Source organism: Bradyrhizobium sp. USDA 4011, assembly GCF_054063415.1.
In genome coordinates this window covers 6,447,215-6,473,021 of sequence record NZ_JBSSGG010000001.1, presented here as the reverse complement: position 1 = coordinate 6,473,021, position 25,807 = coordinate 6,447,215, and the positions used below count along the sequence as shown (strand labels likewise).

At 63.6% G+C, this 25,807-nt stretch carries 28 protein-coding genes and 1 tRNA gene; 13 read left to right on the top strand and 16 right to left on the bottom strand.

Annotated features, from left to right (window positions below):
• The 3 genes from ACVW1C_RS30510 to fliI form a co-directional block, all read right to left on the bottom strand.
• On the bottom strand, positions 1-546 hold the full coding sequence (locus ACVW1C_RS30510) for a sigma-70 family RNA polymerase sigma factor (RefSeq protein ID WP_456761433.1): 546 nt from the start codon (positions 544-546) through the stop codon (positions 1-3).
• 204 nt (positions 547-750) lie between these two features.
• Positions 751-1,170, bottom strand: a complete 420-nt coding sequence (gene fliJ, locus ACVW1C_RS30505; protein ID WP_016848565.1) for a flagellar export protein FliJ — start codon at positions 1,168-1,170, stop codon at positions 751-753.
• A gap of 108 nt (positions 1,171-1,278) precedes the next feature.
• Complete coding sequence (fliI, locus tag ACVW1C_RS30500; RefSeq protein ID WP_456761432.1) at positions 1,279-2,604, bottom strand: flagellar protein export ATPase FliI; 1,326 nt, start codon at positions 2,602-2,604, stop codon at positions 1,279-1,281.
• A 367-nt stretch (positions 2,605-2,971) separates the two neighbouring features.
• On the opposite strand from fliI, the gene ctrA reads away from it, so the two are divergent.
• Positions 2,972-3,673, top strand: a complete 702-nt coding sequence (gene ctrA / locus ACVW1C_RS30495; protein ID WP_016848562.1) for a response regulator transcription factor CtrA — start codon at positions 2,972-2,974, stop codon at positions 3,671-3,673.
• A 77-nt stretch (positions 3,674-3,750) separates the two neighbouring features.
• Here ctrA and ACVW1C_RS30490 read toward each other — a convergent pair whose 3' ends face one another.
• The 3 genes from ACVW1C_RS30490 to ACVW1C_RS30480 are packed head-to-tail and all read right to left on the bottom strand — an operon-like array spanning position 3,751 to position 6,826.
• The gene (locus ACVW1C_RS30490; RefSeq protein WP_456761431.1) at positions 3,751-5,334 is read right to left on the bottom strand and encodes a S53 family peptidase; all 1,584 of its coding nucleotides are present in this window, start codon (positions 5,332-5,334) and stop codon (positions 3,751-3,753) included.
• Between the two features lie 10 nt (positions 5,335-5,344).
• Entirely contained in the window at positions 5,345-6,532 is a 1,188-nt protein-coding gene (locus tag ACVW1C_RS30485; RefSeq protein WP_456761430.1) for a hypothetical protein, read from the bottom strand.
• A 36-nt stretch (positions 6,533-6,568) separates the two neighbouring features.
• Positions 6,569-6,826 carry a hypothetical protein gene (locus ACVW1C_RS30480; RefSeq protein WP_456761429.1) on the bottom strand — a complete coding sequence of 86 codons (258 nt, stop codon included), beginning with the start codon at positions 6,824-6,826 and terminating at the stop codon, positions 6,569-6,571.
• A 217-nt stretch (positions 6,827-7,043) separates the two neighbouring features.
• Here ACVW1C_RS30480 and ACVW1C_RS30475 point away from each other — a divergent pair, with 217 nt between their 5' ends.
• The 4 genes from ACVW1C_RS30475 to ACVW1C_RS30460 all read left to right on the top strand — a co-directional run bounded on the left by ACVW1C_RS30475 (position 7,044) and on the right by ACVW1C_RS30460 (position 9,403).
• Positions 7,044-7,448, top strand: a complete 405-nt coding sequence (locus tag ACVW1C_RS30475; RefSeq protein ID WP_024583958.1) for a DUF350 domain-containing protein — start codon at positions 7,044-7,046, stop codon at positions 7,446-7,448.
• Positions 7,449-7,463: 15 nt separating this feature from the next.
• On the top strand, positions 7,464-7,880 hold the full coding sequence (locus ACVW1C_RS30470; RefSeq protein WP_456761428.1) for a hypothetical protein: 417 nt from the start codon (positions 7,464-7,466) through the stop codon (positions 7,878-7,880).
• 107 nt (positions 7,881-7,987) lie between these two features.
• Positions 7,988-8,203, top strand: coding sequence for a hypothetical protein (locus ACVW1C_RS30465; protein WP_456761427.1), 216 nt, complete (start codon positions 7,988-7,990; stop codon positions 8,201-8,203).
• A gap of 42 nt (positions 8,204-8,245) precedes the next feature.
• Positions 8,246-9,403, top strand: coding sequence for a glutathionylspermidine synthase family protein (locus ACVW1C_RS30460; RefSeq protein WP_456761426.1), 1,158 nt, complete (start codon positions 8,246-8,248; stop codon positions 9,401-9,403).
• A gap of 166 nt (positions 9,404-9,569) precedes the next feature.
• Here ACVW1C_RS30460 and ACVW1C_RS30455 read toward each other — a convergent pair whose 3' ends face one another.
• The 6 genes from ACVW1C_RS30455 to chpT all read right to left on the bottom strand — a co-directional run bounded on the left by ACVW1C_RS30455 (position 9,570) and on the right by chpT (position 16,169).
• Complete coding sequence (locus ACVW1C_RS30455) at positions 9,570-10,439, bottom strand: CheR family methyltransferase (RefSeq protein ID WP_456761425.1); 870 nt, start codon at positions 10,437-10,439, stop codon at positions 9,570-9,572.
• Complete coding sequence (locus ACVW1C_RS30450; protein ID WP_456761424.1) at positions 10,436-11,596, bottom strand: protein-glutamate methylesterase/protein-glutamine glutaminase; 1,161 nt, start codon at positions 11,594-11,596, stop codon at positions 10,436-10,438. The genes ACVW1C_RS30455 and ACVW1C_RS30450 overlap by 4 nt, the downstream gene beginning before the upstream one ends.
• 75 nt (positions 11,597-11,671) lie before the next feature.
• The gene (locus ACVW1C_RS30445) at positions 11,672-12,037 is read right to left on the bottom strand and encodes a response regulator (protein ID WP_018273268.1); all 366 of its coding nucleotides are present in this window, start codon (positions 12,035-12,037) and stop codon (positions 11,672-11,674) included.
• Positions 12,038-12,101: 64 nt separating this feature from the next.
• Positions 12,102-12,572: a chemotaxis protein CheW gene (locus ACVW1C_RS30440; protein ID WP_173638259.1), complete on the bottom strand. Its 471-nt coding sequence runs from the start codon at positions 12,570-12,572 to the stop codon at positions 12,102-12,104.
• A 23-nt stretch (positions 12,573-12,595) separates the two neighbouring features.
• A complete protein-coding gene (locus ACVW1C_RS30435; RefSeq protein ID WP_456761423.1) occupies positions 12,596-15,319 on the bottom strand; it encodes a hybrid sensor histidine kinase/response regulator in 2,724 nt (907 codons plus the stop codon).
• A gap of 202 nt (positions 15,320-15,521) precedes the next feature.
• Complete coding sequence (gene chpT / locus ACVW1C_RS30430) at positions 15,522-16,169, bottom strand: histidine phosphotransferase ChpT (protein ID WP_456761422.1); 648 nt, start codon at positions 16,167-16,169, stop codon at positions 15,522-15,524.
• A 241-nt stretch (positions 16,170-16,410) separates the two neighbouring features.
• Here chpT and cysQ point away from each other — a divergent pair, with 241 nt between their 5' ends.
• Entirely contained in the window at positions 16,411-17,238 is an 828-nt protein-coding gene (gene cysQ / locus ACVW1C_RS30425; protein WP_456761421.1) for a 3'(2'),5'-bisphosphate nucleotidase CysQ, read from the top strand.
• Here the strand turns inward: cysQ and ACVW1C_RS30420 are convergent, their stop codons facing one another.
• Positions 17,239-17,703, bottom strand: coding sequence for a YHS domain-containing (seleno)protein (locus tag ACVW1C_RS30420; RefSeq protein WP_456761420.1), 465 nt, complete (start codon positions 17,701-17,703; stop codon positions 17,239-17,241).
• 153 nt (positions 17,704-17,856) lie between these two features.
• On the opposite strand from ACVW1C_RS30420, the gene ACVW1C_RS30415 reads away from it, so the two are divergent.
• The 3 genes from ACVW1C_RS30415 to ACVW1C_RS30405 all read left to right on the top strand — a co-directional run bounded on the left by ACVW1C_RS30415 (position 17,857) and on the right by ACVW1C_RS30405 (position 20,084).
• Positions 17,857-18,462: a DUF1134 domain-containing protein gene (locus ACVW1C_RS30415; protein ID WP_097677239.1), complete on the top strand. Its 606-nt coding sequence runs from the start codon at positions 17,857-17,859 to the stop codon at positions 18,460-18,462.
• Between the two features lie 142 nt (positions 18,463-18,604).
• Positions 18,605-19,900 carry a hypothetical protein gene (locus ACVW1C_RS30410; protein WP_456761419.1) on the top strand — a complete coding sequence of 432 codons (1,296 nt, stop codon included), beginning with the start codon at positions 18,605-18,607 and terminating at the stop codon, positions 19,898-19,900.
• 109 nt (positions 19,901-20,009) lie between these two features.
• Positions 20,010-20,084, top strand: a tRNA-Val gene (locus ACVW1C_RS30405).
• Between the two features lie 783 nt (positions 20,085-20,867).
• Here the strand turns inward: ACVW1C_RS30405 and ACVW1C_RS30400 are convergent.
• Complete coding sequence (locus ACVW1C_RS30400; RefSeq protein WP_456761418.1) at positions 20,868-21,140, bottom strand: hypothetical protein; 273 nt, start codon at positions 21,138-21,140, stop codon at positions 20,868-20,870.
• 468 nt (positions 21,141-21,608) lie between these two features.
• Positions 21,609-22,115, bottom strand: a complete 507-nt coding sequence (locus ACVW1C_RS30395; protein WP_456761417.1) for a hypothetical protein — start codon at positions 22,113-22,115, stop codon at positions 21,609-21,611.
• Between the two features lie 125 nt (positions 22,116-22,240).
• On the opposite strand from ACVW1C_RS30395, the gene ACVW1C_RS30390 reads away from it, so the two are divergent.
• The 4 genes from ACVW1C_RS30390 to ACVW1C_RS30375 all read left to right on the top strand — a co-directional run bounded on the left by ACVW1C_RS30390 (position 22,241) and on the right by ACVW1C_RS30375 (position 25,371).
• Positions 22,241-22,870, top strand: a complete 630-nt coding sequence (locus tag ACVW1C_RS30390; protein WP_456727889.1) for an FMN-binding negative transcriptional regulator — start codon at positions 22,241-22,243, stop codon at positions 22,868-22,870.
• Positions 22,871-23,537: 667 nt separating this feature from the next.
• Positions 23,538-23,831, top strand: a complete 294-nt coding sequence (locus ACVW1C_RS30385; protein ID WP_456761416.1) for an HAD family hydrolase — start codon at positions 23,538-23,540, stop codon at positions 23,829-23,831.
• Positions 23,818-24,216: an HAD family hydrolase gene (locus ACVW1C_RS30380; protein WP_456761415.1), complete on the top strand. Its 399-nt coding sequence runs from the start codon at positions 23,818-23,820 to the stop codon at positions 24,214-24,216. Before ACVW1C_RS30385 ends, ACVW1C_RS30380 begins: the two co-directional genes overlap by 14 nt.
• A 246-nt stretch (positions 24,217-24,462) precedes the next feature.
• Entirely contained in the window at positions 24,463-25,371 is a 909-nt protein-coding gene (locus tag ACVW1C_RS30375) for a TauD/TfdA dioxygenase family protein (RefSeq protein ID WP_456724630.1), read from the top strand.
• Between the two features lie 195 nt (positions 25,372-25,566).
• Here ACVW1C_RS30375 and ACVW1C_RS30370 read toward each other — a convergent pair whose 3' ends face one another.
• Entirely contained in the window at positions 25,567-25,803 is a 237-nt protein-coding gene (locus ACVW1C_RS30370; RefSeq protein WP_050421574.1) for a DUF2274 domain-containing protein, read from the bottom strand.
• Between the last annotated feature and the right edge of the window lie 4 nt (positions 25,804-25,807).

The window sequence follows — 25,807 nt, the reverse complement described above, 5'->3', positions numbered from 1 at the left end:
TCAGAGTCCAAGACACTCCCGGATATCCATCAGGCTGCGGCGCAGCCAGGTCTTCACCGTGTTCACCGGTGTCCCGAACTTTGCGGCGAGTTGCTCACGGCTCCAGCCGTTGTAATAGGCGAGCAGCACGAGCTTCTGACGATCGGGTTCCAGACGACCGACGCACTCCAGCAACCGCTTCAACTCTTCCGTCATTTCCCGTCGCGCCAGCGGATCGGGCGAGTCGGCGGCGACTTCCATCGCCGCAGGCTCATCTTCCAGCGAGGACTCGCCTCGCTTGCGCACGACATCGATGGCGCGGTTGCGCGCGATCGACGCCATCCACGTGATCGGGGACGACAGGGCCGGGTTGAACTGCCCGGCGCTGTTCCAGATCTTGACGTAAGCCTCCTGAATGACCTCCTCGGCGAGGTCCTGACGCCGCAAGATACGGAGCACGACGCCAAAGAGTTTCGAGCGGGTTGCGGCGTACAGCCGCTCAAAGGCGTCCTGATCCCCCTTCGCGACGGCGGCGATCAGCCAGACGAGCTCAGCCGGCGTCAGCATTCAGCGCCCTCCAAGCCTGCATCCCCCATCGCCCCACTGCCACCGCGCCGCCGATCATCATCTGGTCTGGACCGGTGGTAGCATATTTTGGGACAGCACGATCCGCCAAGTGGCCGACGAGAGGCCGGCTTGTGGACAGCGCCCAGCAAAAAGCCCGGGCGATCGGCCCGGGCTCTCAAGATGGTCAGCGGAGGGAGCGAGGTATCAGGCGATGACGCCGAGCCGGGCTCGCATCAGGCCGATCGAATCCATGTCGGCTTGCTCGCGGGCGCTCTCCTCCGCGCGTTCGCGCGCCTGGTCGCGCTCATCGAGCAGTTCGACCTTCTTCAGCTCCTCGAACGCCTCCGACAGCAGCGCCTTGGCGTCGTCGAGCTGGGCGCGCAGCTCGTCGGCCGAACGGGTCAGATTCTCCCGGCGCTGGATCGCGGCCTTGGCGTAAGTCGGATAGGCGAAGTGCGTGGGGTCGTTGATCCCGGCGCGCTCCTGCTCGGTCTGGATCTCGCGCTCGAGCTCGACGGACATGCGCTGGAAGTCGGCGATCATGCCTTCGATCTGGGTAACCCGACGGCGCTTTTCATCGACCTGAAACTTCTTCAGGCGGATCAGCGTTTCACGTGACTTCATCGACTCATACTCCCCAGAAGTCCCAAATCTGAACGCGGGACAGAACCGGCTCCCCCCTGGGCCCCGCCGGCATAGCTATGGTGTGCCGAGGATGATGGCCTGACAAAGTTAGCGTTCCGTTTCCAAACCCGACAGGATTTGAGCGAGTTGCCGGTAGCCGTCGCCCAGGCTGGTCGCCTCGTCCTTGGCCTGGCGCAGGAAGCTCTCCAGCGGCTCGTGCAGCCGGATCGCCTCGTCGACCTCGGGGCTGGAACCCGGCCGGTAGGCGCCGAGCCGGATCAGTTCCTCCATGTCGGCATAGGTCGCCATCACCTGCCGCGCCTTGTTGATGAAGGGCAGGAAGTCGGGGTCGGCGGACCGCGGCATGGTGCGCGAGACCGATTTGAGGATGTTGACCGCGGGATAGCGGCCGCGCTCGGCGATCGCGCGCTGCATCACAATGTGTCCGTCGAGGATGCCGCGCACCGCGTCCGCGATCGGCTCATTGTGATCGTCGCCGTCGACCAGCACGGTGAAGATCGCGGTGATGGTGCCGACGCCGGTGCCCGGCCCTGCCCGCTCCAGCAGCTTCGGCAATTCAGTGAACACGGTCGGCGTGTAGCCCTTGGCGGTCGGCGGCTCGCCGGCCGAGAGGCCGATCTCGCGCTGCGCCATCGCAAAGCGCGTCACCGAGTCCATCAGGCACAGCACGTCCTGGTCCTCGTCGCGGAAATACTCGGCGATGGCGAGCGTCAGATACGCAGCCTGACGCCGCATCAGCGCCGGCTCGTCGGAGGTGGCGACCACCACGACCGAGCGCGCCAGCCCCTCCTCGCCGAGATCCTCCTGGAGGAATTCCTGCACCTCGCGGCCGCGTTCGCCGATCAGCCCGATCACCGAGATCGCGGCATCGACATTGCGCGCCAGCATCGACAGCAGCACCGACTTGCCGACGCCGGAGCCGGCGAAGATGCCGAGCCGCTGGCCGCGGCAGCAGGTCAGGAAAGTATTGAGACCGCGCACGCCGAGATCGAGCGGCAGACCGACCCGCATGCGCGAATGCGCCGGCGGCGGCGAGTTGCGGTAGGACATCGGCGAGGCGCCCTGTTGTAGCGGCCCCTTGCCGTCGATCGGCTCGCCCATCGCGTTGACGACGCGGCCGAGCCAGGCCGGCGACGGCCGCACCTGGCTGGCCGCATTGGCGATCACGGCGCGGCACCCGCGCCTGACGCCCTCGAGCCCGCCGAACGGCATCACCACCGCGTTCTCGCCGGAGAAGCCGATCACCTCGGCCGGGATGAAGCGGCCGGCGCCGACGTCGATCACGATGCGGGCGCCGACCGACATCGCGTGAATGGGGCCGGCGATCTCGACCATGAGCCCGCGGACGCCGACCACACGGCCATAAATGTTGACGCCGTCGATGTCGCCGATCTGCTCCGCAAGCGCCTTCATTGCGAAAACCTTAAGTTTCCGCAATTTTGCGCCGGCCGCTTAACTTCGTGTTTACCCGCATCATTAATCATTGCGTCACTGTCTTTGGTGACTGAGGTCGCTCGCCCATCAGAAGAAGGGCGAGTCGCGAGAGTCGGTTAAGCCCGGCTCTTAATGTGGAAACTGAACGAGCGCGGTTAGGAAAAGCTTCTTCTACGCAATATCTTAGGGCGATTCGACAAAAATTGCACGGTTAGAGCTTGCGTCGAGGAATCAGTTTTTGTTAACCATATCTCGTCAGGATCCGAATCAGTTGTTCAAAGGCGTTTTGTGAGTGCCGCAAGTGCGGCCGACCTGACGCCCGGAGCGGCGACTATAGGGGACTGGCATGCGCGTTTTGCTGATTGAAGATGATAGCGCCGTCGCGCAGTCGATCGAATTGATGCTCAAATCCGAGAGTTTCAACGTCTACACGACGGATCTCGGTGAAGAAGGCGTCGATCTCGGCAAGCTTTACGACTACGACATCATCCTGCTCGACCTCAACCTGCCCGACATGTCCGGCTACGACGTGCTCAAGCAGCTCCGGGTTTCGAAGATCAAGACTCCCATTCTGATCCTCTCCGGCCTCGCCGGCATCGAGGACAAGGTCAAGGGTCTCGGCGTCGGCGCCGACGACTACATGACCAAACCCTTCCACAAGGACGAGCTGGTCGCCCGCATCCATGCGATCGTGCGCCGTTCCAAGGGTCACGCCCAGTCGGTCATCCAGACCGGCGATCTCGTGGTCAATCTGGACACCAAGACGGTCGAGGTCGGCGGTCAGCGTGTGCACCTCACCGGCAAGGAATACCAGATGCTGGAGCTGCTCTCGCTCCGCAAGGGCACGACGCTCACCAAGGAAATGTTCCTCAACCATCTCTACGGCGGCATGGATGAGCCGGAGCTGAAGATCATCGACGTCTTCATCTGCAAGCTCCGCAAGAAGCTCGCCAACGCCTCCGAAGGCCGCAATTTCATCGAGACCGTGTGGGGCCGCGGCTACGTGCTGCGCGAGCCGCACGAGGCCGACGAGCGCATCCCCGCCTGACCTTCTGGCCCGCCGCGTTCCGACTTCGCTTTCGACTTGAACCCCGCCGCAAATGGCGGGGTTTCTGTTTTTAGGGCTTACGCCACCGGGATCGCGGTCAAAGCGGCGAGAATATCCGCGCCCTTCGGAACGCCGAGCCCGGTGCAGGCGCTCCAGCCGGGGCCGGCATCGTAGCCCTTGCCGCCGACGCGGTTGTTGCCCTGCTCGACTACACGGAATGCGCCGGGGTTGGAATAGAGCGCAGCGTTGAGAAAGCCGATCTGCTCGCCGCGCGCGGCGATCGCAATCGCGACCAGTGCGGCCCATAGCGGTGTCGCAGCACTGGTCCCGCTCATTGCCATCGCCTGTCCGTTGACGATGATGCGGTAGCCCGGGCTTGCTGCGGCCGCGCAGGCGACATCCGGGACGCCGCGCCTGATAGCGCCGTCGTTCTGCGATTTCGGCAGCGTCAAATGCGACTGATAATCGGGGACCGGAAACGCGTCGCTGATGCCGCCGCCGGTGCCGACCGCACCGGCATTCCAGACCGCCTCCGCTGCGGCCGGCCCATTGCCCGCGGCAGGCACGGGCTGGGTGCCGCCGCAGCTCGTCGCATAGGGGCTCGAGGCGGGAAACCAGACATGGAGCTTGCCGTCGGTCAGGCCGCTCGTCGCGAGTTGATCACCAGAGGCGAACAGCACGCTGACGCGCAGCCGCGCGGCATCGGCCAGCACCGCTTGCATCGCGTCGCGCCCCGGCTCGGTCCAGTATTTCTCGGCACTGCCCCAGCTGACGGAGACCACCTGAGGCGCATGCTCTTCATCGAACACCGCCTGATGGATCGCGTCCGTCAGACCAGCGGCGGAGTTCTCGGCAAAGTAGACCACGATCTTGCTCTTCGGCAGCAGGCCGGCGAGCACCTGGAGATCGAGCGCGATCTCCTGATCGGCGACATCGTTGCTGCCGAAACCGCCATTGCCGGTCGGCGGCACATTGACGACAACCGGTGGCGGCCGGTTCATGCCGGCCACCGCCATGGCGAGATCGCTCGCGAGATAGCCGCCGCCGAGAGCGATGATGCCGACGCAGATCGACGACACGTCGCGATCCAGCGGAATGCCGTAAAGAGCCGCGATGTCGGTCGGCCACAGCCCGCTGCCGCTGCCCATGTCGGCCTGGGCCTGCGCAAGCGGAGTCCTGGTCCGCAGCGGCCGCTGATCGAAGCCGAGAATGGCGCGGGTCCATGGCGCGATCTCGGCCGGCACCGTCAGGCCGCCGACGCGCGCGCGAAACGTGCGCTCGCCGTCGCGGTAGGTGCGAAGCGTCGCGCCGAAGATCTCGGCCATCTGCCGCGCGGTGCCTTCCAGCTCGACCGTGCGCGCGACAGGATCGCTGTGGCCGACGGTCAAGCCCCGCGCTGCCGCCAGCCGCACCACGCGGGCGACGGCACGGGCATGGCTGCGATGGCGCTGCGTCGCGAGCTGGTGCCGCGTGATCGGCCTGGCGAGCCGGGCGAGATCCCCGGCGCTGCCGGGCAGAAACTTGTCGGGGGTGCGTCGCTTGACATAGACCACGATGGGGATCCGCTCGTCGGGATCGACATCGCCGACCAGCGTCGCGCCGACAGGCGCGGCGCGGTTGCTGCCGGCAAGCGGAACCCTGCGCTCGGAGGTGGCCGCCATCGATGCGATCTCACTTGCCGCTACATGGCGTCGGCTGCACCGGAGTTTGCGTATCGTCGTAGGCGCAGAACGGGATCGACCACACGAAATCGGCCGCGGTCGCGATGCGCGTGAGACCGGGCTTGCCTTCGAAGATCGGCGGCTGGCCGGAGACCTTCCAGTACCATTCCGGCAGCAGCGGCCCGAGCGGAGCGATCGGGCCATTCGGGCCGAACGACAGGAATCCCGCCTGCGAAGACGGCGTCCCGTCCGCCTTGAAGGCCGCGCGGCCGTGGCAGGTGATGCAGGACGACGTCGCGACGAAGCCGTCCTCGGTGATGGAATTGCCGACCCTGATGTCGAGCCCGACACTGTCGACGAAATCGGCCTGTGATCCCTTCAAACAATAGTTGCTGTAGACCGGATCGATGTCCGCGCTCGACAGCATCGCCGTCAATGCAGCCGTCTTCATGCAATCCGGATAGCCCTGGCCGGCAGTCCGGTTCGACGGCACGAACGCGCTCTGCGCGCCGAAATTGTCACGACAGCCGATGATGTCGCAGCGACCCGGATTGAACCGGTGCTCGAACGTCGCCCAGGTCCAGTTCGGCACCTGCTTGCTGATCACGTGCATCGAGACCAGGGCGTACTGCACGCCGGCCGCGCTGTTGACATGATAGAGCTGCGGCACCTGCGCCACTGTCACCTTGTTGTTGGTGAATTGCGGAATGTCGCTGACCGGCAGCCAATTCCCCTTCACCTCGACGGAATCGACCGGGAACGACAGCGCCTTGCCGAATGCGGCCTTCACGCCCGAGCGCTTGTAGAGATTGTTCTGGACGATGAAGTCGAACGTCGGCTTGTTATGACGCGTTTCCTCCATCTGCCCCTGCGCCGCGCCGGGCGGCAGCGCCGGCAGCAAACCACCGCTCTCCTGCACACCTTCTCGCGCCACCTGGGGGAGGATCGGCGGGCGCAGCGACGGCGGCGTCGCGGCGGCCGGAAACTGCGGATTGGGCTGGAACAGATCGGTATCGCTCGCCCAGGTCTCGAACGTCGAATTGCTGCCGCCGGCGCGGGTATTGGCCTGGATGAAGAGCTGCCAGGCGACCTGATCCGGCGCGGTCATCGCGGGATTCGGCGACGACTGCGCCGCGGCGGGCAGCGCGGGAAGCACGAGCAGACCACAGACGAGCAGCGTATCGATCGACCTTCTCATCTTGCTCTCCACATCGGGTTCGTGGTTGGAATCCGTTCAAGGTTGGAATCCGTCCCCCATCCAGTGCGCATAGACATCGAGCGCGTCCTGCGACCATCGCTGACCGGGCGGCATGAAGCCGGACGACAGCGCAGCGAAGACGCGGCGTGCATTGGCGTGATCGGCAAAGTCATCATTGCCGGCCAGGTCGCAGATCCAGCCGACGTCGCCGAGCCGAACGCCCTTGGGGGTCATGCAGGCGATGTCGCCCGGTCGAAACATCGGCAGGATGTCGTTGCCAAAGCTGGTCGTCATCGGGGTCACCGAACCCTTTCGCGACTTGCACTTCTGGTTGCATATCGTATAGGCGACTATCCCAGCAGCCGCTGTGAAGCGGCTCACACCCTTGCGCAGCAATTTTCCGGCGGCTATCCGCGGCCACCGGAGACCACAGGCTGGATCGAACCGAAGCTTCGCGAACCGCGACCAATCAGCTATAGGATGACCATCTAGGGCCGTTCGGGCGCATCACATGATCCTGCAATCCCTCGCCGGCCTGCCGGCGTTCCTGGTCTATTTCTGCACGGCGCTGATCGCCGTGGTCGCCTACCTCTTCGTCTACACCCGCGTCACCCCGCATGACGAATTCCAGCTGATCCGCGACAACGATCCGGCGGCGGCGATTGCGCTGGGCCTCAGCCTGCTCGGCTTCGTGCTACCGGTGGTCAGCGCCATCGCCCATTCCGCCAATGTGGTGGACTGCCTGATCTGGAGCATCATCGCACTGATCGTGCAGATCATCGTCTATTACATCGTGAAGATCCCGGTGCCGAACCTGTCGGCTCGGATCGCCTCCGGCGAGATGGCGGCGGCGATCTGGCTCGGGCTGTCCTCGCTGGCCGCAGGCGCACTGAACGCCGCCTGCATGATCTACTGAGCCATAGAGCTAACCATGGCGCGCAAACCCAACCCGGAATTCGGCAAACGACGACCGGTGGTGCCGGCGGTGCCGCCGCGGCCGGATCCGCCTTCCAAGCGCTCCAGCCATGTCGCGCTGCTCATGATGGGCACGCTCGCGGTCGGCGGCAGCGCCTACGCGCTGATGCCGCGGCAGAATTGCCAGCCGATCCAGCCGACGCCACCGGGCGTGACCGCGCCGGCCCCCCTGCAACCCGGCGCCGATTGCGCGCCGCGCAGTTCGTCGTCCGGGTCGGGCGGCAGCGGCGGCGGCTCGTCACACAGCAACTTCTACAGCGGCAGCTCATCGTCGGGCGGCTCTTCATCCTCGTCCGGTTCATCGTCAAGCTCGTCAGTGAGCCGCGGCGGCTTCGGCTCGTTCGCGCATGCGTTCGGGTTCGGCGGCGGCTGACAAGCACTTTGCCGTGTCGTCATGCGCTTTCGCTTGCCCGGCGATCGGAGCTGATGGAGACTCGGCGCCGCTCGCAGACGACAAGACAGAACGCAAGGATTGCGTCCATGAAACGCTCGCGACGGGTCTGGCTGAAATTGATGGGAAGCGTCGCGATCGGGACGGCCTCGATGGGCCTGGCACCAGGCCATGCCCGCATTCACCACCGTCATCCGGAGCACACGAAGCGAAAGCCCGAGCAAATGTCACCTTCCGGCGGCTTCGGCGGCGCGCCGCGCGCCATCGCCCACTACGACAACGGTCCCTCGCATGGCGGCGGCTGACGCCGAGCCGACACCCATCGTCTGAAGATCACGGACCCCTTCATGCAACGCATCGTATGTTCCGAGCGCGACGATTGGCAGGCAACCGCCGAAAGCGCCGGCTTCACCTTCCACACCATCGACGGCGAACGCTACTGGGACGAGCGCGCCTATTACGCCTTCACGCTCGACGAGATCGAGCGCGATATCGAGGCGCCGACCGGCGAGATCGACGCGATGTGCCTCGAGCTCGCCGGACGCGCGGTCAGGGATGAACAATATTTGCGCCGGCTGAAGATACCGGAAGCGTTCTGGGATCTGATCGCGGCGAGCTGGCGCCGCAAGGAGCCGAGCCTCTACGGCCGGCTCGACCTCAAATTCAGCGGCAACGGCCCGGCCAAGCTGCTCGAATACAATGCCGACACGCCGACCTCGATCTTCGAGGCGGCGGTGTTTCAATGGACCTGGCTCGAACAGGCAATCGAACGCAACATCATTCCGAAGCGCGCCGACCAGTTCAACTCGATCCACGAGGCGCTGATCGAGGCCTGGAAGACGATCGGCGCGACCCATCCGCTGCATCTCACCGGGCTGACCGGCAACGCCGAGGACGCCGGCACGCTCGCCTATCTCGAGGACACCGCGGCGCAGGCCGGGCTGAAGACCACGCTGCTCGACATCGAACAGATCGGACTGCGCAATGACGGCCAGTTCGTCGACCTCGACGAAAGCCCGATCGTGCTCGCGTTCAAGCTCTATCCATGGGAATGGATGTTCCACGACGCGTTCGGCAAGAACCTCGCGACGGCGCCGACACAATGGATCGAGCCGCCCTGGAAGGCGATCCTGTCCAACAAGGGCATCCTGCCGCTGCTGTGGGAGATGTTCCCGAACCACCCCAACCTGCTGCCGGCCTATTTCGAGGACGACCCGCAGGTCGCGCAGCTCGGCACCTCGTTCGTGCGCAAGCCGATCTATTCGCGCGAAGGCGCCAATGTCGAACTGGTCAGCGCCGGCATCACCCTGGTCGCGGAGCAGGGCCCCTACGGCGCCGAGGGCTTCATCCGGCAGGCCCTCGCGCCGCTGCCGAATTTCTCCGGGCAGTACCCCGTGCTCGGCAGCTGGCTGGTCGACCACACGCCCTGCGGGCTATCGATCCGCGAGGACGAGAACCCGATCACCGGCAACACATCGCGCTTCCTGCCGCACGCGATTTTGTAGAGCGTCGACGCGGTTGGGGTTTCATCCGTCATCCTGAGGAGCGCGTAGCGCGTCTCGAAGGATGAACGGCCCGGCTGGTTGCCGTCGATCCTTCGAGACGGCCGCGTTGCGGCCTCCTCAGGATGACGGACCAAGCAGTATCGCGCAGACAATCGGAGAACTTCAGCTAGCGCGCAGCGGAAGCCACGGCCTTCAGCACATGCGCGGCGCCGGCGCGCGCGACCGGCGCGGTGCTGGGCTGATAGAGCCCGCGGCGGTCCGGATAGGGCCTGAACAGATTGGTGATGCCGACCACGGATTCCGCCGCGCCAAGCGCCAGCACGCCGTCGGGCTCGAGCATCCGGGAGATCTTGCCGAAGATGCCTGCCTTGGTCTGCTGATCGAAATAGATCAGCACGTTGCGGCAGAAGATCACGTCGAAGGTGCCGAGATGCGAAATGTCCTGCAGCAGATTGAGCTGGCGGTGCTGCACCATGCCGCGGATATCGGCGTTGAGCTGCCAGAGCTCGCCCTTCTGCACGAAGTGCTTGACCAGCAGCTGGATCGGCAGGCCGCGCTGCACCTCGAACTGGCTGAACAGGCCGGCCTTCGACTTTTCCAGCACCGCCTGCGACAGGTCGGTGGCGATGATTTCGATGCGCCAGCCGGCGAACAGCGCAGTCATTTCCTTCAGCAGCATCGCGATCGAATAGGGCTCCTGCCCGGTCGACGAGGCCGCGCACCAGATGCGCAAACTGCGGCGCGCGGCGCGCGCCTGCGCCAGCGCCGGCAGCACCGCCTCCTTCAGATGGTCGAACGGGATCTTGTCGCGAAAGAAGAACGTCTCGTTGGTGGTCATCGCCTCGACCACCTCCGACGTCAGCATCTCGGCGCCGCCCTTCATCTTCTGGACGAGCTCGGGAATGCCGGCGAGGTTCGACCGGCGCGCCAATGGCAGCAGGCGGCTCTCGACGAGATATTGCTTGTCGGCCGACAGATCGAGGCCGGAACGTTCTTTCAGCAGCTTACGCAGATACTCATAGTCCAGCGGCGTCACGAACGGTCTCCGGCAAACACGCGAACAAGCTTCGATGCGATCTGATTGAGCGGCAGCACGGCGGCGCAGATGCCGGCATGGACCGCGGCACCGGGCATGCCCCACACCACGCTGCTTGCTTCGTCCTGGGCGATCACGCTGCCGCCGGCGGCAACGATGTCCTTGCCGCCGCGCATGCCGTCGGAGCCCATGCCGGTCAGGATCACCGACATGATGCTGCCCTGCCAGACATCGATCGCGGAGGTGAACATCGGATCCACCGCGGGTTTGCAGAAATTGACCGGCGGCCCGTCGTCGAGCGCGATCGTGGCATCGATGCCGTGGCGGGCGATCCGCATGTGGCGTCCGCCCGGCGCCAGATAGATCCGGCCCGGTTTGATGCTCTCGCCGTCGATCCCCTCATGCGCCGGCCGCTTGCTGGTGCGCGCCAGATGCTCGGCGAGAATGGTGGTGAAGGTCGGCGGCATGTGCTGGGTGATCAGCACCGGGACGCGATCGATCACGGGACCGATCTCTGCGACCAGCGCCATCAGCGCCTGCGGGCCGCCGGTGGAGGAGCCGATCAGCAGCACCTTGGGCTGCAGCAGGCCGAACGAACGACGCGCGACCTGGGCGGGCGCGGCGGCCGGAGGCAGCCCCGGGCGCGGCTTGTCGTGTCCGGGCGCGAGCGGCGGGCTCACCGCCGTATGCACCGTGCTGCGCCGCGCCTTGGCGCCGAGATGACGGATCTTCTGGATCAGGTCGTGGCGGAAGGTTTCCGCGGCGGTCGCCTCACGCGTGCTCTCCGGCTTCGGAATGTAGTCGGACGCGCCGAGCGAGAGCGCCTTCAGGCTGATCTCCGCGTTGCGGCGGGTGAGCGTCGAAGCCATGATAATGACGAGGTCGCGCTTCTTCGCCAGCAGCTGCGGCAGCGCCGAGATGCCGTCGAGGTCGGGCATCTCGATATCGAGCACCGCGACGTCCGGGTTGATGCGCTCGAGCTGGTTGACGGCGTCGAGGCCGGTGCGCAGCGAGGCCACGACCTCCATGTCGGGTTCGGCGCCGATCCAGCGCGAGATCATCCCTCGGATGACCACGGAATCGTCGACGACCATCACCCGCACCTTGTCGGAACGGGTCGATGTCGGGACCGCAGTACTTGTCAACGCAACACTCATGACTTCACCAGCGACGCAACACGACGCACAACAACCGTTGAGCCGAAGGCTTCTGCCGCCGGATCGAACGTAGAGTTAAATCAAACCGACTTCCTGGAACTTCGCGGTGACGATGTCCCGGTCGAACGGCTTCATGATGTACTCGTTGGCACCGGCATGCAGCGCGCGTGCGATATGCGCGACGTCATTCTCGGTGGTGCAGAACACGACCTTGGGCTGATCGCCGCCGGGCATGCGGCGGAGATTGCCGAGGAACTCGTAGCCGTCCATCACAGGCATGTTCCAGTCGAGCAGCACGGCCTCGGGCATCGCGCGCTTGCAGGCCTCGAGCGCCTTGGCGCCGTCCTCGGCCTCGACGATCTGGAAATCGAGACCTTCCAGGATACGGCGGGCAACCTTGCGAATGACGCTTGAGTCATCGACAACAAGACACGTTCTCATCTCCGACCTCACGTTCCTCATCCCCGGTGGGATGTTTCAGTTTCTTCGATTCAGTCGGCCCGTCTCAGGCCGCTTTGGCATCAGGCACCAGTTCGAGCACGCGATCGACATCGAGGACGACCATGAGCTGGCCGTCGAGGCGGTGAACGCCGCCGGCGAGCCTCGCCATGCGGGGATCGAGGTTGACCGGGTTGTCCTGGCGGCTGTCGTCGGGCAGCCGCAGCACCTCGCCGATCTGGTCGATCAAGAGGCCGTAGGATTCGCCGCGCTGGTCGACGCCGACCGCCATCGGCGGCGTGCCGTCGTCGGCCTTCGGCAGGCCGAGCCGGGCCCGCATGTCGACCACGGTGACGATGCGGCCGCGCAAATTGAGCACGCCTGCGATCTCGCTGGAGGCCAGCGGCACCCGCGTCAGCCGCTCCGGCATGAACACGTCCTGCACCCGCGAGATCGGCAGGCCGAACAGCTGCCCGCCGATCACCGCGGTGACGTATTCGGCCATCGCGCCTTCACTGGTCTCGGTCTTGCTGCTCATCGAAGCTGTTTCCCTGGGTTCCGTCATGCCGCCCGCCGGATCTCGGCGGTCTGCTCTTTCAGCGCCGCGATCAGCCCGGGACGATCGAACTTGGCGACATAGTCGTGGAAGCCGGCCTGGCGGCCGCGCTCGATCGCCGCCGGCGACACCATCGCCGACAGCGCGATGATCGGCAGCCCGACGAGGTTGTGGTCAGAGCGGATGTTCTCGGCGAACTCGAAGCCGTTCATCTCGGGCATCTCGATGTCGGTCAGCACGACGTCGAAGGCCTGCCCCGAGCGCAGCGCGGTGAGCCCTTCCTGAGCGCCTCCCGCGGTCCGCACCTTGTAGCCGGCGGCCTTGAGCACCGGCGCCAGCATGTTGCGGAAGAACGCCGAGTCGTCGACCAGCAGCACCGACTGCGCCGTGGCCGACGGGCGCATCTCCTTGCGCGAGAACCAGTCGGCGAACGCCATCGGGAGGAAGTGGCCGACGTCGATCACCTCGGTGGCCTGGCCCTTGATCACGGCCGAGCCCAGAATGCCGTCCTGCGAGCCCGCGACCTCGATGTTGAGCCGCTCCTCGACGATGTCGATGATCTCGTCGACCACGAGCCCCATCGAGCGGCCGTCGTCGGCGAACACCAGGATCGGCTGCGCGCCTTGGGTCCGCACCTCGACGCCTGCCATCTGCACCAGCGGCATCAGCTGCTCGCGGTACTGCACCATGTAGCGGCCGTTCGAGAGCTCGATCTTGTCGGTTGCGATCTCCTCCAGCCGGGTGACGAGGCCGAGCGGCACCGCCTTGGGCTGGCTCGAACCGGCGCGGAACACCAAAAGCGAAGTCAGCTGCTCGCCGCTCGAGGCATGCGCCGCGGCATTGTCGTCGGCCATGTCATGGGCCGCCGCGCTGGAGGCGCCGAGCGCCTTGGCGATGCCATTGGGGTCGATGATCATGATGACAGCGCCATCGCCCAAAATGGTGTTGCCGGAGAACATGTCGATGTGCCGCAGCTTGGTCGACATCGGCTTGACCACGATCTCCTCGGTGTGGAACACGCCGTCGACCACGATGCCGAAGGTCTGGCTGCCCACTTGCGTGACCACGATGAAGCCGTTCTCGGCATCGCTGGTCGCGCCGTCGTCGATCTTCAGCAGCTTCTTCAGATGGATCAGCGGCAGCAGCTTGTTGCGCAGCCGCAGCACTGCCGTGTCCTTGATCCGCTCGATGCGGTGCTCGGAGTTGGCGCGCGCCCGCACCAGTTCGACCACCGACAATTGGGGAATGGCAAAACGGTCGCCGCCGGCTTCCACGATCAGGGCGGAGACGATCGCCAGCGTCAGCGGGATCTTGATGGTGACGGAGGCGCCCTCGCCGGCCACGCTCTTGATGTCGATGGTGCCGCCGATCTGGTCGATATTGGTGCGCACCACGTCCATGCCGACGCCGCGGCCGGACACCGAGGTCACCTGCGCGGCGGTCGAGAAGCCCGGCGCGAAGATGAACTTGTGGATCTGGGCCTCGGTCATCTTCTCCAGTTCGGCCTCGGTGACGAGACCGTTCTGGAGCGCCTTGGCCTTGATCCGCTCGGTGTTGAGCCCGCGGCCATTGTCGGCAATGCAGATGATGATGTGGCCGCCCTCGTGATAGGCGCTGAGGCGAATGGTGCCCTGCTCGGGCTTGCCGGCAGCGACCCGCTCGGCGGTGGTCTCCAGGCCGTGATCGGCGGAGTTGCGCACCATGTGCGTCAACGGATCCTTGATCAGGTCGAGCACCTGGCGGTCGAGCTCGGTGTCGGCGCCGTGCATCTCCAGCTCGATCTGCTTGCCGAGTTCGCCGGAGAGATCGCGGACGATGCGCGGCAGCTTCTGCCAGGCATTGCCGATCGGCTGCATGCGCGTCTTCATGACGCCTTCCTGCAGCTCGGCGGTGACGTTGGAGAGCCGCTGCAGCGGCACCTTGAACTCGGTGTCCTCGTTGCGCCTGCTAATCTCGAGCAGCTGGTTGCGGGTCAGCACCAGCTCGGAGACCATGGTCATGAGGTGTTCGAGGGTGTCGACATTGACCCGGATCGACTGGTTGGCGATCTTGTCGCCTTCCTGGACGTCCTCGGTGGCGGCCTTGCGGGCCGGCTTCTTCGCAGCCTCGGCCGGCTCGGCTGCGGGAGCAGCGGCGACGGGCTTCGCAACAGGCGCCGGCGCGGGCGCAGCGACTTCCATCTCGGTCTCGCGGAAGGCGCGCTCGAGCTCGTCGAGCGAGACCTCGCCCGGGCGCAGCGGACGCTCCAGCGTCTGCACCACCAGCGTGCCTTCGGTCATTGCTGCCTGCAGTGCCGGCGCTTCGACGACGGGCACATCTTCTTCAGCATCCTCGCCGGCTGCCATAGCGGCCATGCCGTGCTCGACCATCGCCTCGAGCTGATCGATCAGGTCGCGGTCGTTGCCCTCGGGCTCGGCCTCGGTCGCCTCGAGCCCGCCAAGGATCTCCTTGATGCGGTCGATCGAGGACAGGATCAGCGTCACGGCTTCCGCCTTCACCGGCATGCCGTCACGGAATTTGCCCATCAGGGTCTCGCCGGCATGCGCCAGCGCTTCCAGCCGCGGCAGCCCGAGGAAGCCGCAGGTCCCCTTGATGGTGTGCACAAGCCGGAAAATGTTATCCAGGATCTTCGCGTTGTTCGGATCCTGCTCGAACTGCACCAGCTGGTTGTCGACCGTATCCAGGCTCTCGCTGCTCTCCGTCAGGAACTCGCGCAACAGATCGTCCATGAAACCAACCTTCGAAAAACGCCGAAAACGCTGCGGCGCGCGACATCGACGCGCCGGCCGGAACTTAGGTCAGCTTGTCCGCAAAGCGTTTAAGTTTGGTTGAGTAATTGGAAAAGAACGGGATCAACAAAGAGATAAGGCCGCACGATCGAATCGCGCGGCCGGTCGTAACCTTTGCTTAATGATGTTCCCGCGGCCGCGTTCAGGACGCTGCGATAATGACCTTGTCGCCGTCGAGCGCGAGCGTCACTTTCAACCCGCAGGCTTCGGCCAAGAGGCGCGTGTAATGCGGCTGCACGGCATGCGCATCGACCGTGTTCGACGAGCTTGCATTGAGCAGGTCGACGATGTTCTGCGGCACCCGCGCATTGAGGCCCGCGGCCAGGATGCGGAAGCTCATCGTCTCACCCTCGCCGACCGGATCGATGGTGAGCGTGCCGCCGCGCGGGATGGTTTGCTGCGCGATGACCAGCATGTTCAACAGCAGCTTGACCCGGTTCTTGGGCAGCAGCAGCCGCGGCAAATTCCAGGTCAGCGTCACCTTGCCGTCCTCGATATGCCCCTTCGCCATGTTCTGGGCATCGCCGAGGTCGATCTGCGCGCCGGAGGAACCCGCGGCACCGAACGCCAGCCGGCAGAACTGCAGCCGCGCCGAAGCGGTCTTGGCGCTCTTGCGGATCAGATCGAGCGCGAAGTCGCGGTCTTCCGGCTTGGGATTGTCGTCAAGGACCTCAAGCCCATTGACGATCGCGCCGACCGGGCTGATGAGATCGTGACAGACCCGCGAGCACAACAGCGCCGCGAGTTCGAGTGCATCGGGGGCGGGACCGGGAGACGAAGTGCCAGACATCAATTGTTTCCTGGAAAGCCGCACGCCGCGGGAGGAGTGCGAATCACGCATGCCTGTCGGCTTGATACACCGCGCAGACGGATGCTGCCAGCTTGCGGCGGGACTGATAAGGCATGATCCGGAAAAGTGGAAACCGGTCTTCCGAAAAGATCATGCTCAAACAAGGGGATGAGATCATGATGCGATGCCTTGTCATCGCATCATGATCTCAGGGAACACAAACAGGATATGAGACCCGCCCATGAATAAGGCACAGCCGTCCCTGATCGGCTGCGAAGCCGCCGCCACGCTGCTCGAATCGCTGACCGAACTGGTGATCCAGGCCGGCGAGGCGATTCTTGCGGTCAACCGATCCGCCATGAACGTCACGGGCAAGAGTGACGGATCGCCTGTCACCGAGGCCGATCTCGCCGCCGACCACATCATCGTCGAAGGGCTGACGCGCCTGACGCCGCATGTGTTGCTGCTGTCGGAGGAGCGCGTCCAACTGGCGACGCCGCCCTACAAGGACAGTTTCTTCCTGATCGATCCGCTCGACGGCACCAAGGAATTCGTCGCCGGCCGCAATGAATTCACCGTCAATGTGGCGCTGGTCACGCACGGCGTGCCGCTGCTCGGCATCATCGGTGCGCCCGCGCTGGGGCTGATCTGGCGCGGCATCGTCGGCAAGGGCGCCGAGCGGTTGACGCTGCAGAATGGCGCGGTTTCGCAGGCAGTGCCGATCAAGACCCGTCCCTGCCCGCCGCGCGGCGCGCCCTGGACCGTTGCGGTCAGCCGCTCACACGGCGATGCGCGCACCGAGGCCTTCATCGACGAACGCGGTGGCGCGGTCCGCGCCGTACTGGGCTCGGCCGTCAAGTTCGGCCGCGTCGCCGAGGGTGCCGTCGATATCTACCCCCGCCTCTCGCCGACGTCCGAATGGGATGTAGCGGCCGGTCACGCGGTCGTGGTCGCGGCCGGCGGCAAGGTGACCGATTCGAAGGGGAGCCAATTGCATTTCGGGCTCGGCCGCCAAGACTTTCTGGTGCCCGAATTCATTGCGTGGGGTGACCCGGCCGCAGCATTGTGATTACTGCGCGAGACTTTCTTCCAATTCCGGCCAGCGCGCCGCGGCTTCCTTCAGGAAGCGCGCGGGATCGGCAGCGAAGGCGTCGCGGCTGTGTTCCCGGTTGAACAGATAAAGCCTGTTGCCGACGACGGCCCAGAACCGCGGATTGCCCGCGCAGGTCACGCCCCGCACCAGATCGGTCGGATCGTAACCGCCGAACTGCGGGCCATAGATTTCAGGATGCGCCAGGAACGAGGCGCGGTTGCCTTCGTTGCGGAAACGCCAGACCACGCCGCTTTCGGCAGCCTCGAATTCCGGCCGCCCCTGGGTGGCGGCGGCATCGGTGAAATAGGCGACGGGATCGAATCCCTCGATCGCGAGGCCAGAGTAGCGGTTCGTCACCACGCGCTCGGTCGTCGTGGCCTGAACAGGTAAAGAGGGCCAGATGGCCGCCAAAATGCCCGCCAACAGGCCGAAAAACGCCATGCCCCGGCACGATCCATATCTTTCCTGCCGTTGTGCCGTCATAGTTGATACCGATAACATCCGAGTCGAGGGGACACCGGGCGCAACCTAGAGCCGTGCCTGTTGGCATCAGGTTAAAGGGCAACGCCCGGATTTCGATAGCAGGGGTTCTTAATGACTTTCGCATCACGCCTTGCCGCGGTCGCGTTTGCCGCGCTGATGTGCTGGAGCGCAGGGGCGTCCGCGCAGCAGCCCCCGCCACCGCAATATCCGCCGCCGCAGCGTGAACCGACACCGTATACTTACGGGCCCGACGAACTGGTCGGCGCCGGACACAAGTTCTTCGGCAACGTCTCGCGCGGGCTCGCCTCGGTGATCGAGCGCGCGGTCAGCCAATGGGGCCTGCCCAACGGGTACGTGCTCGGCGAGGAAGGCTCCGGCGCGTTCGTGGCCGGGCTGCGCTATGGCGAAGGCACGCTCTACACCAAGAACGCCGGCGACCTCCGGGTCTATTGGCAGGGTCCTTCGGTCGGCTTCGACTGGGGCGGCGACGGCGCCCGCACCATGACGCTGGTCTACAACCTGCCCTCGACGCAGGCGATCTATCAGCGCTTCGTCGGCATCGACGGCTCGGCCTATATCGTCGGCGGCTTCGGCATGACGGCGCTGACCGCCAACAACATCGTGCTGGTGCCGATTCGCTCCGGCATCGGCTTGCGGCTCGGCGCCAGCGTCGGCTATCTCAAATTCACCCCGCGCGCGACCTGGAACCCGTTCTAGGTCGCTGCGCCGATCGGGTGATTGTGCCGGGCGCTCCGGGACGGTTAGCGATTCAGGTTAACGCGGCAAACGGGCTGGCCTTCGGCCGGCCCGCCGTGGCATTGTGATTAACAAATTCCTTCTTTCCTTGGAGTGACCCTTCATGATCGAGCCGATCATGTACGCGGCGATCGGTTTCCTGATCTCGATGCTGTGCGGCCTGATGATCGTGCCGCTGGTGCATAACCGGGCGGTGCGGCTGACCACGCGCCGCATGGAGGCGGCCACCCCGCTGTCGATGGCCGAGATCCAGGCCGACAAGGACCAGCTCCGCGCCGAATTCGCGATGTCGGCCCGCCGGCTCGAGATGAGCGTCGACCAGCTCAAGAGCAAGACCACCAGCCAGCTCGCCGAGCTCGGCAAGAAGACCGATGCGATCAACCGCATGAAGATCGAGCTCGGCGAGAAGAACGCCGCGATCTTCGCGCTGGAAGCGCGCGAAAAGGCGATGAAGGAGCAGCTTCGCGCCACCGAGGAAGAGTTTTCCGCCAAGACCGAGCTGCTGCGCAACGCCGAGCAGGCGCTGACCGACAAGCAGAGCGAGCTCGGCAAGATCAACGCCGCGCTCAACGACCGCTCGATGACGGCGGACAGCCGCCAGATCGAACTGGTCGCGGTGCGGACCCAGGTCGAGGAGTTGAAGAACCGTGTCGGCGATGCCGCCAGGGAGTTTGCCGCAACCGAGGCCCGCCTTGCCCAGGAGCGCAGCCAGTCGGAAACCGTCACCCGCGAGCTCGCCGACGCGCGCGGGCGGGTCGAGAATCTGAGCCAGCGGGTCACCGATCTCGACCGCCAGCTGATCGTCCAGGTCAAGGAAGCCGAGATGCTCGGCAACCGCGTCACCGACCTCGAGACCCGGCTTGCGACCCAGGGCAAGCTGCTCGCCGAACGCGAATTCGAGAACGGCCAGCTCAAGCAGGCCAACGCCGCTGCCGAGCGGACCGTGCAGGAGCTGCGCGAGGAGATCGCTGCCGCCGGCGGCGGCAAATCGTCCGTGCTCGAGAAGCTGCGCCAGGAGAAGGCAGCGCTCGAGGAGCAGCTGCGCATTATCAGCGACGAACGCGGCAAGCTGCAGCGCGACATCAACGCGATCCAGCAGCAGGCCGAGAACTCCTGGGCGACCGAGCGGATGGAGAACGCGCTGCTGCGCGAGCGCATCAACGACATCGCGGCCGAAGTGGCCAAGCTCGCGATCCAGCTCGAGGGCCCCAATTCGGCGATCGAGGCCATGCTGGCGGCGGAGCCGACCGTGCCGGCCAAGGCTACTGCCAAGCCCGCCAACGATGCCGCAAATGGCGTCCCGCCGGGCAGCGGGATGCCGGAAGGCGGCGGCACGCTCGCCGAGCGCATCCGGGCACTGCAGTCGCACGCCTCCCGCGCCCGCCAGCAAGGCGCCTGACTCCCACAGGGTTTGGCTTGACACCCATACCCGGCACTTCGTAAATCGCACGCTCGAAGCGCCACCATCGACCGGCCGCCGACCAGCGGCCATTGGCACGTCACATCCCGGACGCATAGCTCAGCGGGAGAGCGTTCCCTTCACACGGGAGAGGTCCAAGGTTCGATCCCTTGTGCGTCCACCATTTAGCTCCAGATTTCAAAGATTTAATAGATTGATTCCCTTAGCGTGTGCCCCAGAGGAGTCGGGGCACAACGGGGGCACATCGCTTGCGGCACGGCTAGCAAAGAATCGCTTCCTGTCCGGCCGCTGCGATTTCGAGGCTGATCAATGCGCTTGGCTGATCCGAATACCATCGTAGGCGGACCCCTTGGCTGCACCTACGAGCCTGCCAGCAGCGTCTTCGCTGCTGTTGCTCAGGTGCCACGCGCGACGAACTGGGTTTTCGCGCGACAGGCGAACTGACGCCGGGGCGACGGGAAGAGCCCGCCCGGCGTTCGAAGGATTCGATTCCACGGACGACAGGAAGCCGGAAACCGGGTGCGAGCGGTCCCGCCGGCGGTCCGGTTCCGGATCCGCTCCGATTTCCAATCCTTGGAATGCGGGTTCCGAGGATGGCTTCGCGCCGACGCCGGACCAAAGATTCCGGCCGGCCGACAAGGCGCCTCCGACGCCCGGCGCGCCGGTCAGGAATCGGCGCATGTGCGCCAAACAGCGTCTTCGCAAGGAGATCGTGAGGAACGCAGGCGATTGTCGAAGCAGCCGAGAAATCTAGCGGAAAGGACGCTGACCACGAGGATTGAATAGCGCGTGTCGCGAGCTGATCGTTCGCTGGCGCGGTCTCACCGCCTCGCCTTCTTGGGCGGGGATCAACCGGTGGAAAACGACTCGGAAAATACCAGCCACCCAGCCTGCTGATCGGCGCGCCCCGGCCACTCGTCCTCCGCAGATAGGCCTCCCAAACTCGTCACTCTGGATCTTGCCTGACGAAGACCTGCTGTCCTTTGGGACGGACGTCGAACATCGGATGCCCCATGGCAATGCGGAATGTCGTGCGGTCTACACCCATCGCCGCAAAGCAGTCCTCAAGCGTAGTGTTACCATCGACGGCATGGTGCATTGCGGACTCTGAAACTCCCGCGCGCATTGCGTGCCTTAGCAGCTTGAGGACTTCGTCATCGCCTTCCGAGCAGTAAAATTTCAAGCGCATCCTGCCGCGGACGAGATAACAGCCCTTCATCCCGGGCTCCCGATCCTCGCCGCGCTCTACCACGGCGTATCTTGGAATGTCCCGAATGTCCGGAGGCAACCGCTCGCCGTCCTCAGACGGGGAGCCGACGCCATCTGAACCGCGTCCGAGACGCGCCAGAAACCGAACTTCTCGATCCAATCGGAGAATGCATTGGCCCAACCCGGGCCGAGCGGCCCGTCGGGCCAAGCCTTGTGTTCCCATATGCCGCGCAATTGGCGCGCCGCAGCCCGCCATTCCGGGTTGGATGCCATAGTCGTTCGCCCGTGGACAGACAGTTCGAATCGTGTGGAGTCCTAAGCCCCGGTGGCTCTCGCGAACCAGCTATGTCCATGCGGATATTGGTAGAAAGATATTTGTTGGGACGGGCCAGCGACTCTTGGATCGGATCGGTGAATTGCGGGGAAAGCGATTCGACAAACCCACCGGACCAAACGTAACAGACCGACAGGCGGCGCCCTATCCATCCCAGCCACGTCTATCTTTCAGGAAGATCATCCCGTCGAACGCGGCCAGTTTGGCCTTCGCTTCGGATTCATATCGCCGTCTCGCCGTAACGAAGCGTCCTGCGGCTTTTTCGGTGAGCTTGCCGCCCCATGAACCATCCCCGTTCTGGAAGATGGTGATGTTGTGTTCATCGGTATTGACGAAGCTGTTGCCAAGCGACGAGATCCTCCAGCGGCGGTCGAGCCAACGGCTCTTGCGTCCAGCGGCCCCTCTCAGTGCACGCTCGCGTCGCCCCGGCTCGCAATCATGCCCGTGAGGCACCGCCGTATTCTCTGCTCTCAGCAAGCCGCTGTTGTAGATGCCAAGTTGAGAATATGGCTCGGGCAACGGGCAGCAGTTCAAGGAAACCCAGACGTTCAGAGCGACGAATAAAACCGAGCTACCGGTACACCCGGACTTGCCGCTTGGTCCATCACAATTGCCTTGCTCAGCCTGAAGTGCGTGAGGGGGTGCGATCATCAGCCGGCCGGGCGACGAGCAAGGCGGCTCGATCCAATGTGGAACCTCTACGGAGCGACTGAAACTGGCAGTTTTCTAGCATACTGACCTGGGTTTATCTCGACGACCTCCAACGGAGAACCTTCATGTACATACCACCCCACTTTCGAGATGACGACCTGGAGAACATTCGAGCGACAATCCGCTGCGCCCGATTGGCCAACCTGATCACGGCCACATCAGACGGGCCCCTTGCGACGCCTCTTCCGCTCTTTCTCGATGAGAGCGAAGGCGAACACGGCGCGCTGTACGGCCACCTAGCGAAGGGCAATCCGCAATGGCGCACGCCCCCGATCGGAGAAGCTCTCGCGATCTTCGCTGGCGCAGAGGCTTATGTGACGCCATCCTGGTATCCCAGCAAACGACAATCTGAACGTGTGGTGCCGACATGGAATTACATCGCGGTCCACGCCCATGGGCCGACCGAGTTCTTCGAGGATCCCGATCGCCTGCTTGAAATCGTGACGCGTCTGACGAATATCCATGAGACGTCACGTGCGACGCCTTGGGCCGTCAGCGATGCTCCCGCGGATTTCATCGCCGCCCAGTTGCGTGAGATCGTCGGCGTGCGCATCCCCATCACCAGGGTCGAAGGCAAGCGCAAGATGAGTCAAAACCGCCCCGCTCCTGACCGCCTTGGTGTCGCCACCGGCTTGGCGGCGAGCAAACTGCCACGGGATCAGGAAGTTGCAGCTCTTATCCTGATTCAGGGCTGAGGCTACAATGCGCAGGACTGGCGCCAACAGGGCCGGTCGACAGAGAGCGAGCCTACATCTGCAGCTCTCACGGGCTCCAGCGGCATTAGTCTTGCCGTGACGCCGGTCCAGGCATTGCGGATTGGCTGCAGCGGCGTCCTCTCAGTCGAAAGTTGTTCAACACCCCGGAGCTTCGACTTAGTATTCCGAGTACTGAGAACCCAATTTGCCTCACTAGAATGAACCGGTCTCGGAGAGATCAACCTGGCCCATCGATTGACTCGCGGAATTCACTTACAGAACGGTCAGCTCGAATTTACCGCACCGTGTAGACTCTTGTCCGTATTCTGACAGAGATGCAATGTCGTGTCAGGTCCAGTGCAGCGCGCATAGTAAGCGTTGAGACCTTCCAAAGTCCTTCCGGCCTTATTGCATGCCAACGCTGGCTGGCACGGCCATTGCTTCAACTAAATCGATCCAGAAACAGAGCTAAAGAAGCAGCAATGCTCACGCTCTCCACCCGCCCTCTCGCCTCGGAAGAACAGTCCGCCCGTTCAGCTCCCTGGTGCACGTTGCATCCGTGACGACTCTGTTCGAACCGCGACGATCACCCCAGACATGTAGACCAGTAAATATCTAAGCCTCGAACACATTCTATCGCACGACCACATTTGCCTTAGGTTTATGCATGAAATCCGCGATTATTTTCGACTGGAATGGCACGCTGCTCGATGATGCCAACGCGGTGCTGCAAACCATCAATGCAATTTTGAGCCGCTTCGGTCGCGCAGCTGTGGATATGCACAAGCTTCGAGAGAAGTTCGAACTTCCTCCTTCGGTTCTTTTCCGCAACCTGGACATGTCGAAAGATGAAATCGAATCGTACAGAGCAACGACAACGCCATTTTTCACGACACTTATGAGTTCCTGGCGCGCAACGCGGCCTTACGTAAAGGGCTCGAAATGTTTTGCTCGCCGCTGATCAGCGAGCCATCCAAACCGTCATTGTCAGCAACCACATTGTTGGACCAATTCGCACACAATTGCGAAGACTTGGGATCAAGACTCACGTCACCGACATCTTGGCATTTGAGAGCCGCGCAACTCAGTTTATGAGCATGAGCAAGCAAGAACGGCTGCGCTTGTATATGCAGGCTAATGATCTATCCCCAGAAAGAACTGTCATCGTGGGCGATATGCCAGTTGAGACCGAGATTGCCCGCAATCTTGGCCTTATCAACGTATCAATCGTGGGTGGATATGTTTCCGAAGGGCGCTTACGCGCGGCAGGGCCCGACTACATGATTTATGATCATCATGAATTATTACCAATCTTACGGAAGCATTGCCTTTTTGAGGGCAGTTGAGTGATTGCAATAACATAACTGAATGTCTTCCGTCGGCTGCCGCTCTCTTTGCACCATATTCGGTGGGTGAGGTCGACGATCGAGCTTCTTTGTCGCTCGGTCGAATCATCGGTTGGTCCGAGAACTCGCGCCAAATAGCGCAATTCGTTGCCATGGGGGCTACATGTTCTTCTTTCGCCTGGCACGTTGCTTGCTGAAGATCATTCGCCTCGAAAAGCAGAAACTTCAAGGGCTTGGAAAAACAACATGAGCACAACGGCTTTGATCGGTGACGTCATTCCGGGCGCCGATGTTCTGAAACGTGCAGCGCGCATCGGTGCCGAAGTCAAAAATATCGAGCTATCGGGCGATCTACCGGACCGCACGATCGCTGCGATCAACAGCTTGCTGCTCGAGCACAAGGTGATCTTCTTCCGCAACCAACGACATCTCAATGACGTTGAACAGGAGCGCTTTGCTGCTCGTCTTGGAAAGCTAACGCCGCATCCGATGCTCGGCGCCGCCAGGGGGACGGCCTCGCTCCTCGAACTGGACTCCACTCGCGGCGGCGGTCGCGCCGATGTTTGGCATGCGGATGGGACCTTCGCCGATGCCTATCCCAAGATTTTAGTCCTGCGGGCCGTAGTAATGCCAGCTTTCGGAGGCGACACCGTGTGGTCGAACACAGCTTCCGCGTATCTCGATCTGCCGCCGCCGCTACAACGGCTTGCCGAGGAGCTATGGGCCGTTCACAGCAACGTTTTCGATTACGCCGGGATCGCGCGTGTCCGCGAGGTGGACAAGAAACACTTCGACGAGGTATTCACCAGAACGGTTTTTGAGACCGAGCATCCCGTCGTGCGCGTCCACCCCGAAACAGGCGAGCGGACGCTAGTGCTCGGCGCTTTGGTGAAGCACTTTGTTGGGATCTCCAAATACGACGGACAAAAGCTCTTCGATCTGTTCCAGTCTCATATCACCGCGCCCGAAAACACTGTGCGCTGGAACTGGTTAGTGGGCGATATCGCGATATGGGATAACCGCGCAACGCAGCATTACGCCGTCAACGATTACGGGGACGGGCATCGCGTCGTACGTCGGGCGACAATCGAGGGCGACGTGCCTATCAGCGTCGATGGCCGGAGCAGTGTACCGCGCTTGAAGGTGACCGAATAAATGCCCATCGACGCCAGGCGCTCTTGCGTCTGAAGACAGTGAAAGCCGGGGCAATCAGAGTTATTTCGGGGCAGACGCAGGAACACGCTTTCCGACACGATATCTTAGCTCACGGGCCAAACCCGGCAGCGTCTCGGTTGATGCATCGTAGTGTTAGCTTTGACTGGCAACTTCGAGAAGCCTTGAGCATCACTGTCATTCGCCGGCGACCGGTACGCGGCCGCCACGTTTCAATTTAGAAAATCCTCGATCCGTGGCCATAAAGCGCGCCAACATGGGAGCGATGAGCTTAGTCGGTTCGACCACTTGACCACCTTGACGCGTAAGGGCTTCTGCATATGCAATGAGATCGCGATGCACGGCCGCCGGCAGCTCCGCGCTCACTTTGACCGGCTTGTCATCTGGAAGCTCTCCTATTTTGAGCTTTGGCATGTTG

What these genes read in the sequence shown, in the direction of transcription:
- ACVW1C_RS30510 (WP_456761433.1), bottom strand. Translation starts at nt 546, where the DNA reads ATGCTGACGCCGGCTGAGCTCGTCTGGCTGATCGCCGCCGTCGCGAAG.
- fliJ (WP_016848565.1), bottom strand. Translation starts at nt 1,170, where the DNA reads ATGAAGTCACGTGAAACGCTGATCCGCCTGAAGAAGTTTCAGGTCGAT.
- fliI (WP_456761432.1), bottom strand. Translation starts at nt 2,604, where the DNA reads ATGAAGGCGCTTGCGGAGCAGATCGGCGACATCGACGGCGTCAACATT.
- ctrA (WP_016848562.1), top strand. Translation starts at nt 2,972, where the DNA reads ATGCGCGTTTTGCTGATTGAAGATGATAGCGCCGTCGCGCAGTCGATC.
- ACVW1C_RS30490 (WP_456761431.1), bottom strand. Translation starts at nt 5,334, where the DNA reads ATGGCGGCCACCTCCGAGCGCAGGGTTCCGCTTGCCGGCAGCAACCGC.
- ACVW1C_RS30485 (WP_456761430.1), bottom strand. Translation starts at nt 6,532, where the DNA reads ATGAGAAGGTCGATCGATACGCTGCTCGTCTGTGGTCTGCTCGTGCTT.
- ACVW1C_RS30480 (WP_456761429.1), bottom strand. Translation starts at nt 6,826, where the DNA reads ATGACGACCAGCTTTGGCAACGACATCCTGCCGATGTTTCGACCGGGC.
- ACVW1C_RS30475 (WP_024583958.1), top strand. Translation starts at nt 7,044, where the DNA reads ATGATCCTGCAATCCCTCGCCGGCCTGCCGGCGTTCCTGGTCTATTTC.
- ACVW1C_RS30470 (WP_456761428.1), top strand. Translation starts at nt 7,464, where the DNA reads ATGGCGCGCAAACCCAACCCGGAATTCGGCAAACGACGACCGGTGGTG.
- ACVW1C_RS30465 (WP_456761427.1), top strand. Translation starts at nt 7,988, where the DNA reads ATGAAACGCTCGCGACGGGTCTGGCTGAAATTGATGGGAAGCGTCGCG.
- ACVW1C_RS30460 (WP_456761426.1), top strand. Translation starts at nt 8,246, where the DNA reads ATGCAACGCATCGTATGTTCCGAGCGCGACGATTGGCAGGCAACCGCC.
- ACVW1C_RS30450 (WP_456761424.1), bottom strand. Translation starts at nt 11,596, where the DNA reads ATGAGTGTTGCGTTGACAAGTACTGCGGTCCCGACATCGACCCGTTCC.
- ACVW1C_RS30445 (WP_018273268.1), bottom strand. Translation starts at nt 12,037, where the DNA reads ATGAGAACGTGTCTTGTTGTCGATGACTCAAGCGTCATTCGCAAGGTT.
- ACVW1C_RS30440 (WP_173638259.1), bottom strand. Translation starts at nt 12,572, where the DNA reads ATGAGCAGCAAGACCGAGACCAGTGAAGGCGCGATGGCCGAATACGTC.
- ACVW1C_RS30435 (WP_456761423.1), bottom strand. Translation starts at nt 15,319, where the DNA reads ATGGACGATCTGTTGCGCGAGTTCCTGACGGAGAGCAGCGAGAGCCTG.
- chpT (WP_456761422.1), bottom strand. Translation starts at nt 16,169, where the DNA reads ATGTCTGGCACTTCGTCTCCCGGTCCCGCCCCCGATGCACTCGAACTC.
- cysQ (WP_456761421.1), top strand. Translation starts at nt 16,411, where the DNA reads ATGAATAAGGCACAGCCGTCCCTGATCGGCTGCGAAGCCGCCGCCACG.
- ACVW1C_RS30420 (WP_456761420.1), bottom strand. Translation starts at nt 17,703, where the DNA reads ATGGCGTTTTTCGGCCTGTTGGCGGGCATTTTGGCGGCCATCTGGCCC.
- ACVW1C_RS30415 (WP_097677239.1), top strand. Translation starts at nt 17,857, where the DNA reads ATGACTTTCGCATCACGCCTTGCCGCGGTCGCGTTTGCCGCGCTGATG.
- ACVW1C_RS30410 (WP_456761419.1), top strand. Translation starts at nt 18,605, where the DNA reads ATGATCGAGCCGATCATGTACGCGGCGATCGGTTTCCTGATCTCGATG.
- ACVW1C_RS30400 (WP_456761418.1), bottom strand. Translation starts at nt 21,140, where the DNA reads ATGAAGGGCTGTTATCTCGTCCGCGGCAGGATGCGCTTGAAATTTTAC.
- ACVW1C_RS30395 (WP_456761417.1), bottom strand. Translation starts at nt 22,115, where the DNA reads ATGATCGCACCCCCTCACGCACTTCAGGCTGAGCAAGGCAATTGTGAT.
- ACVW1C_RS30390 (WP_456727889.1), top strand. Translation starts at nt 22,241, where the DNA reads ATGTACATACCACCCCACTTTCGAGATGACGACCTGGAGAACATTCGA.
- ACVW1C_RS30385 (WP_456761416.1), top strand. Translation starts at nt 23,538, where the DNA reads ATGAAATCCGCGATTATTTTCGACTGGAATGGCACGCTGCTCGATGAT.
- ACVW1C_RS30375 (WP_456724630.1), top strand. Translation starts at nt 24,463, where the DNA reads ATGAGCACAACGGCTTTGATCGGTGACGTCATTCCGGGCGCCGATGTT.
- ACVW1C_RS30370 (WP_050421574.1), bottom strand. Translation starts at nt 25,803, where the DNA reads ATGCCAAAGCTCAAAATAGGAGAGCTTCCAGATGACAAGCCGGTCAAA.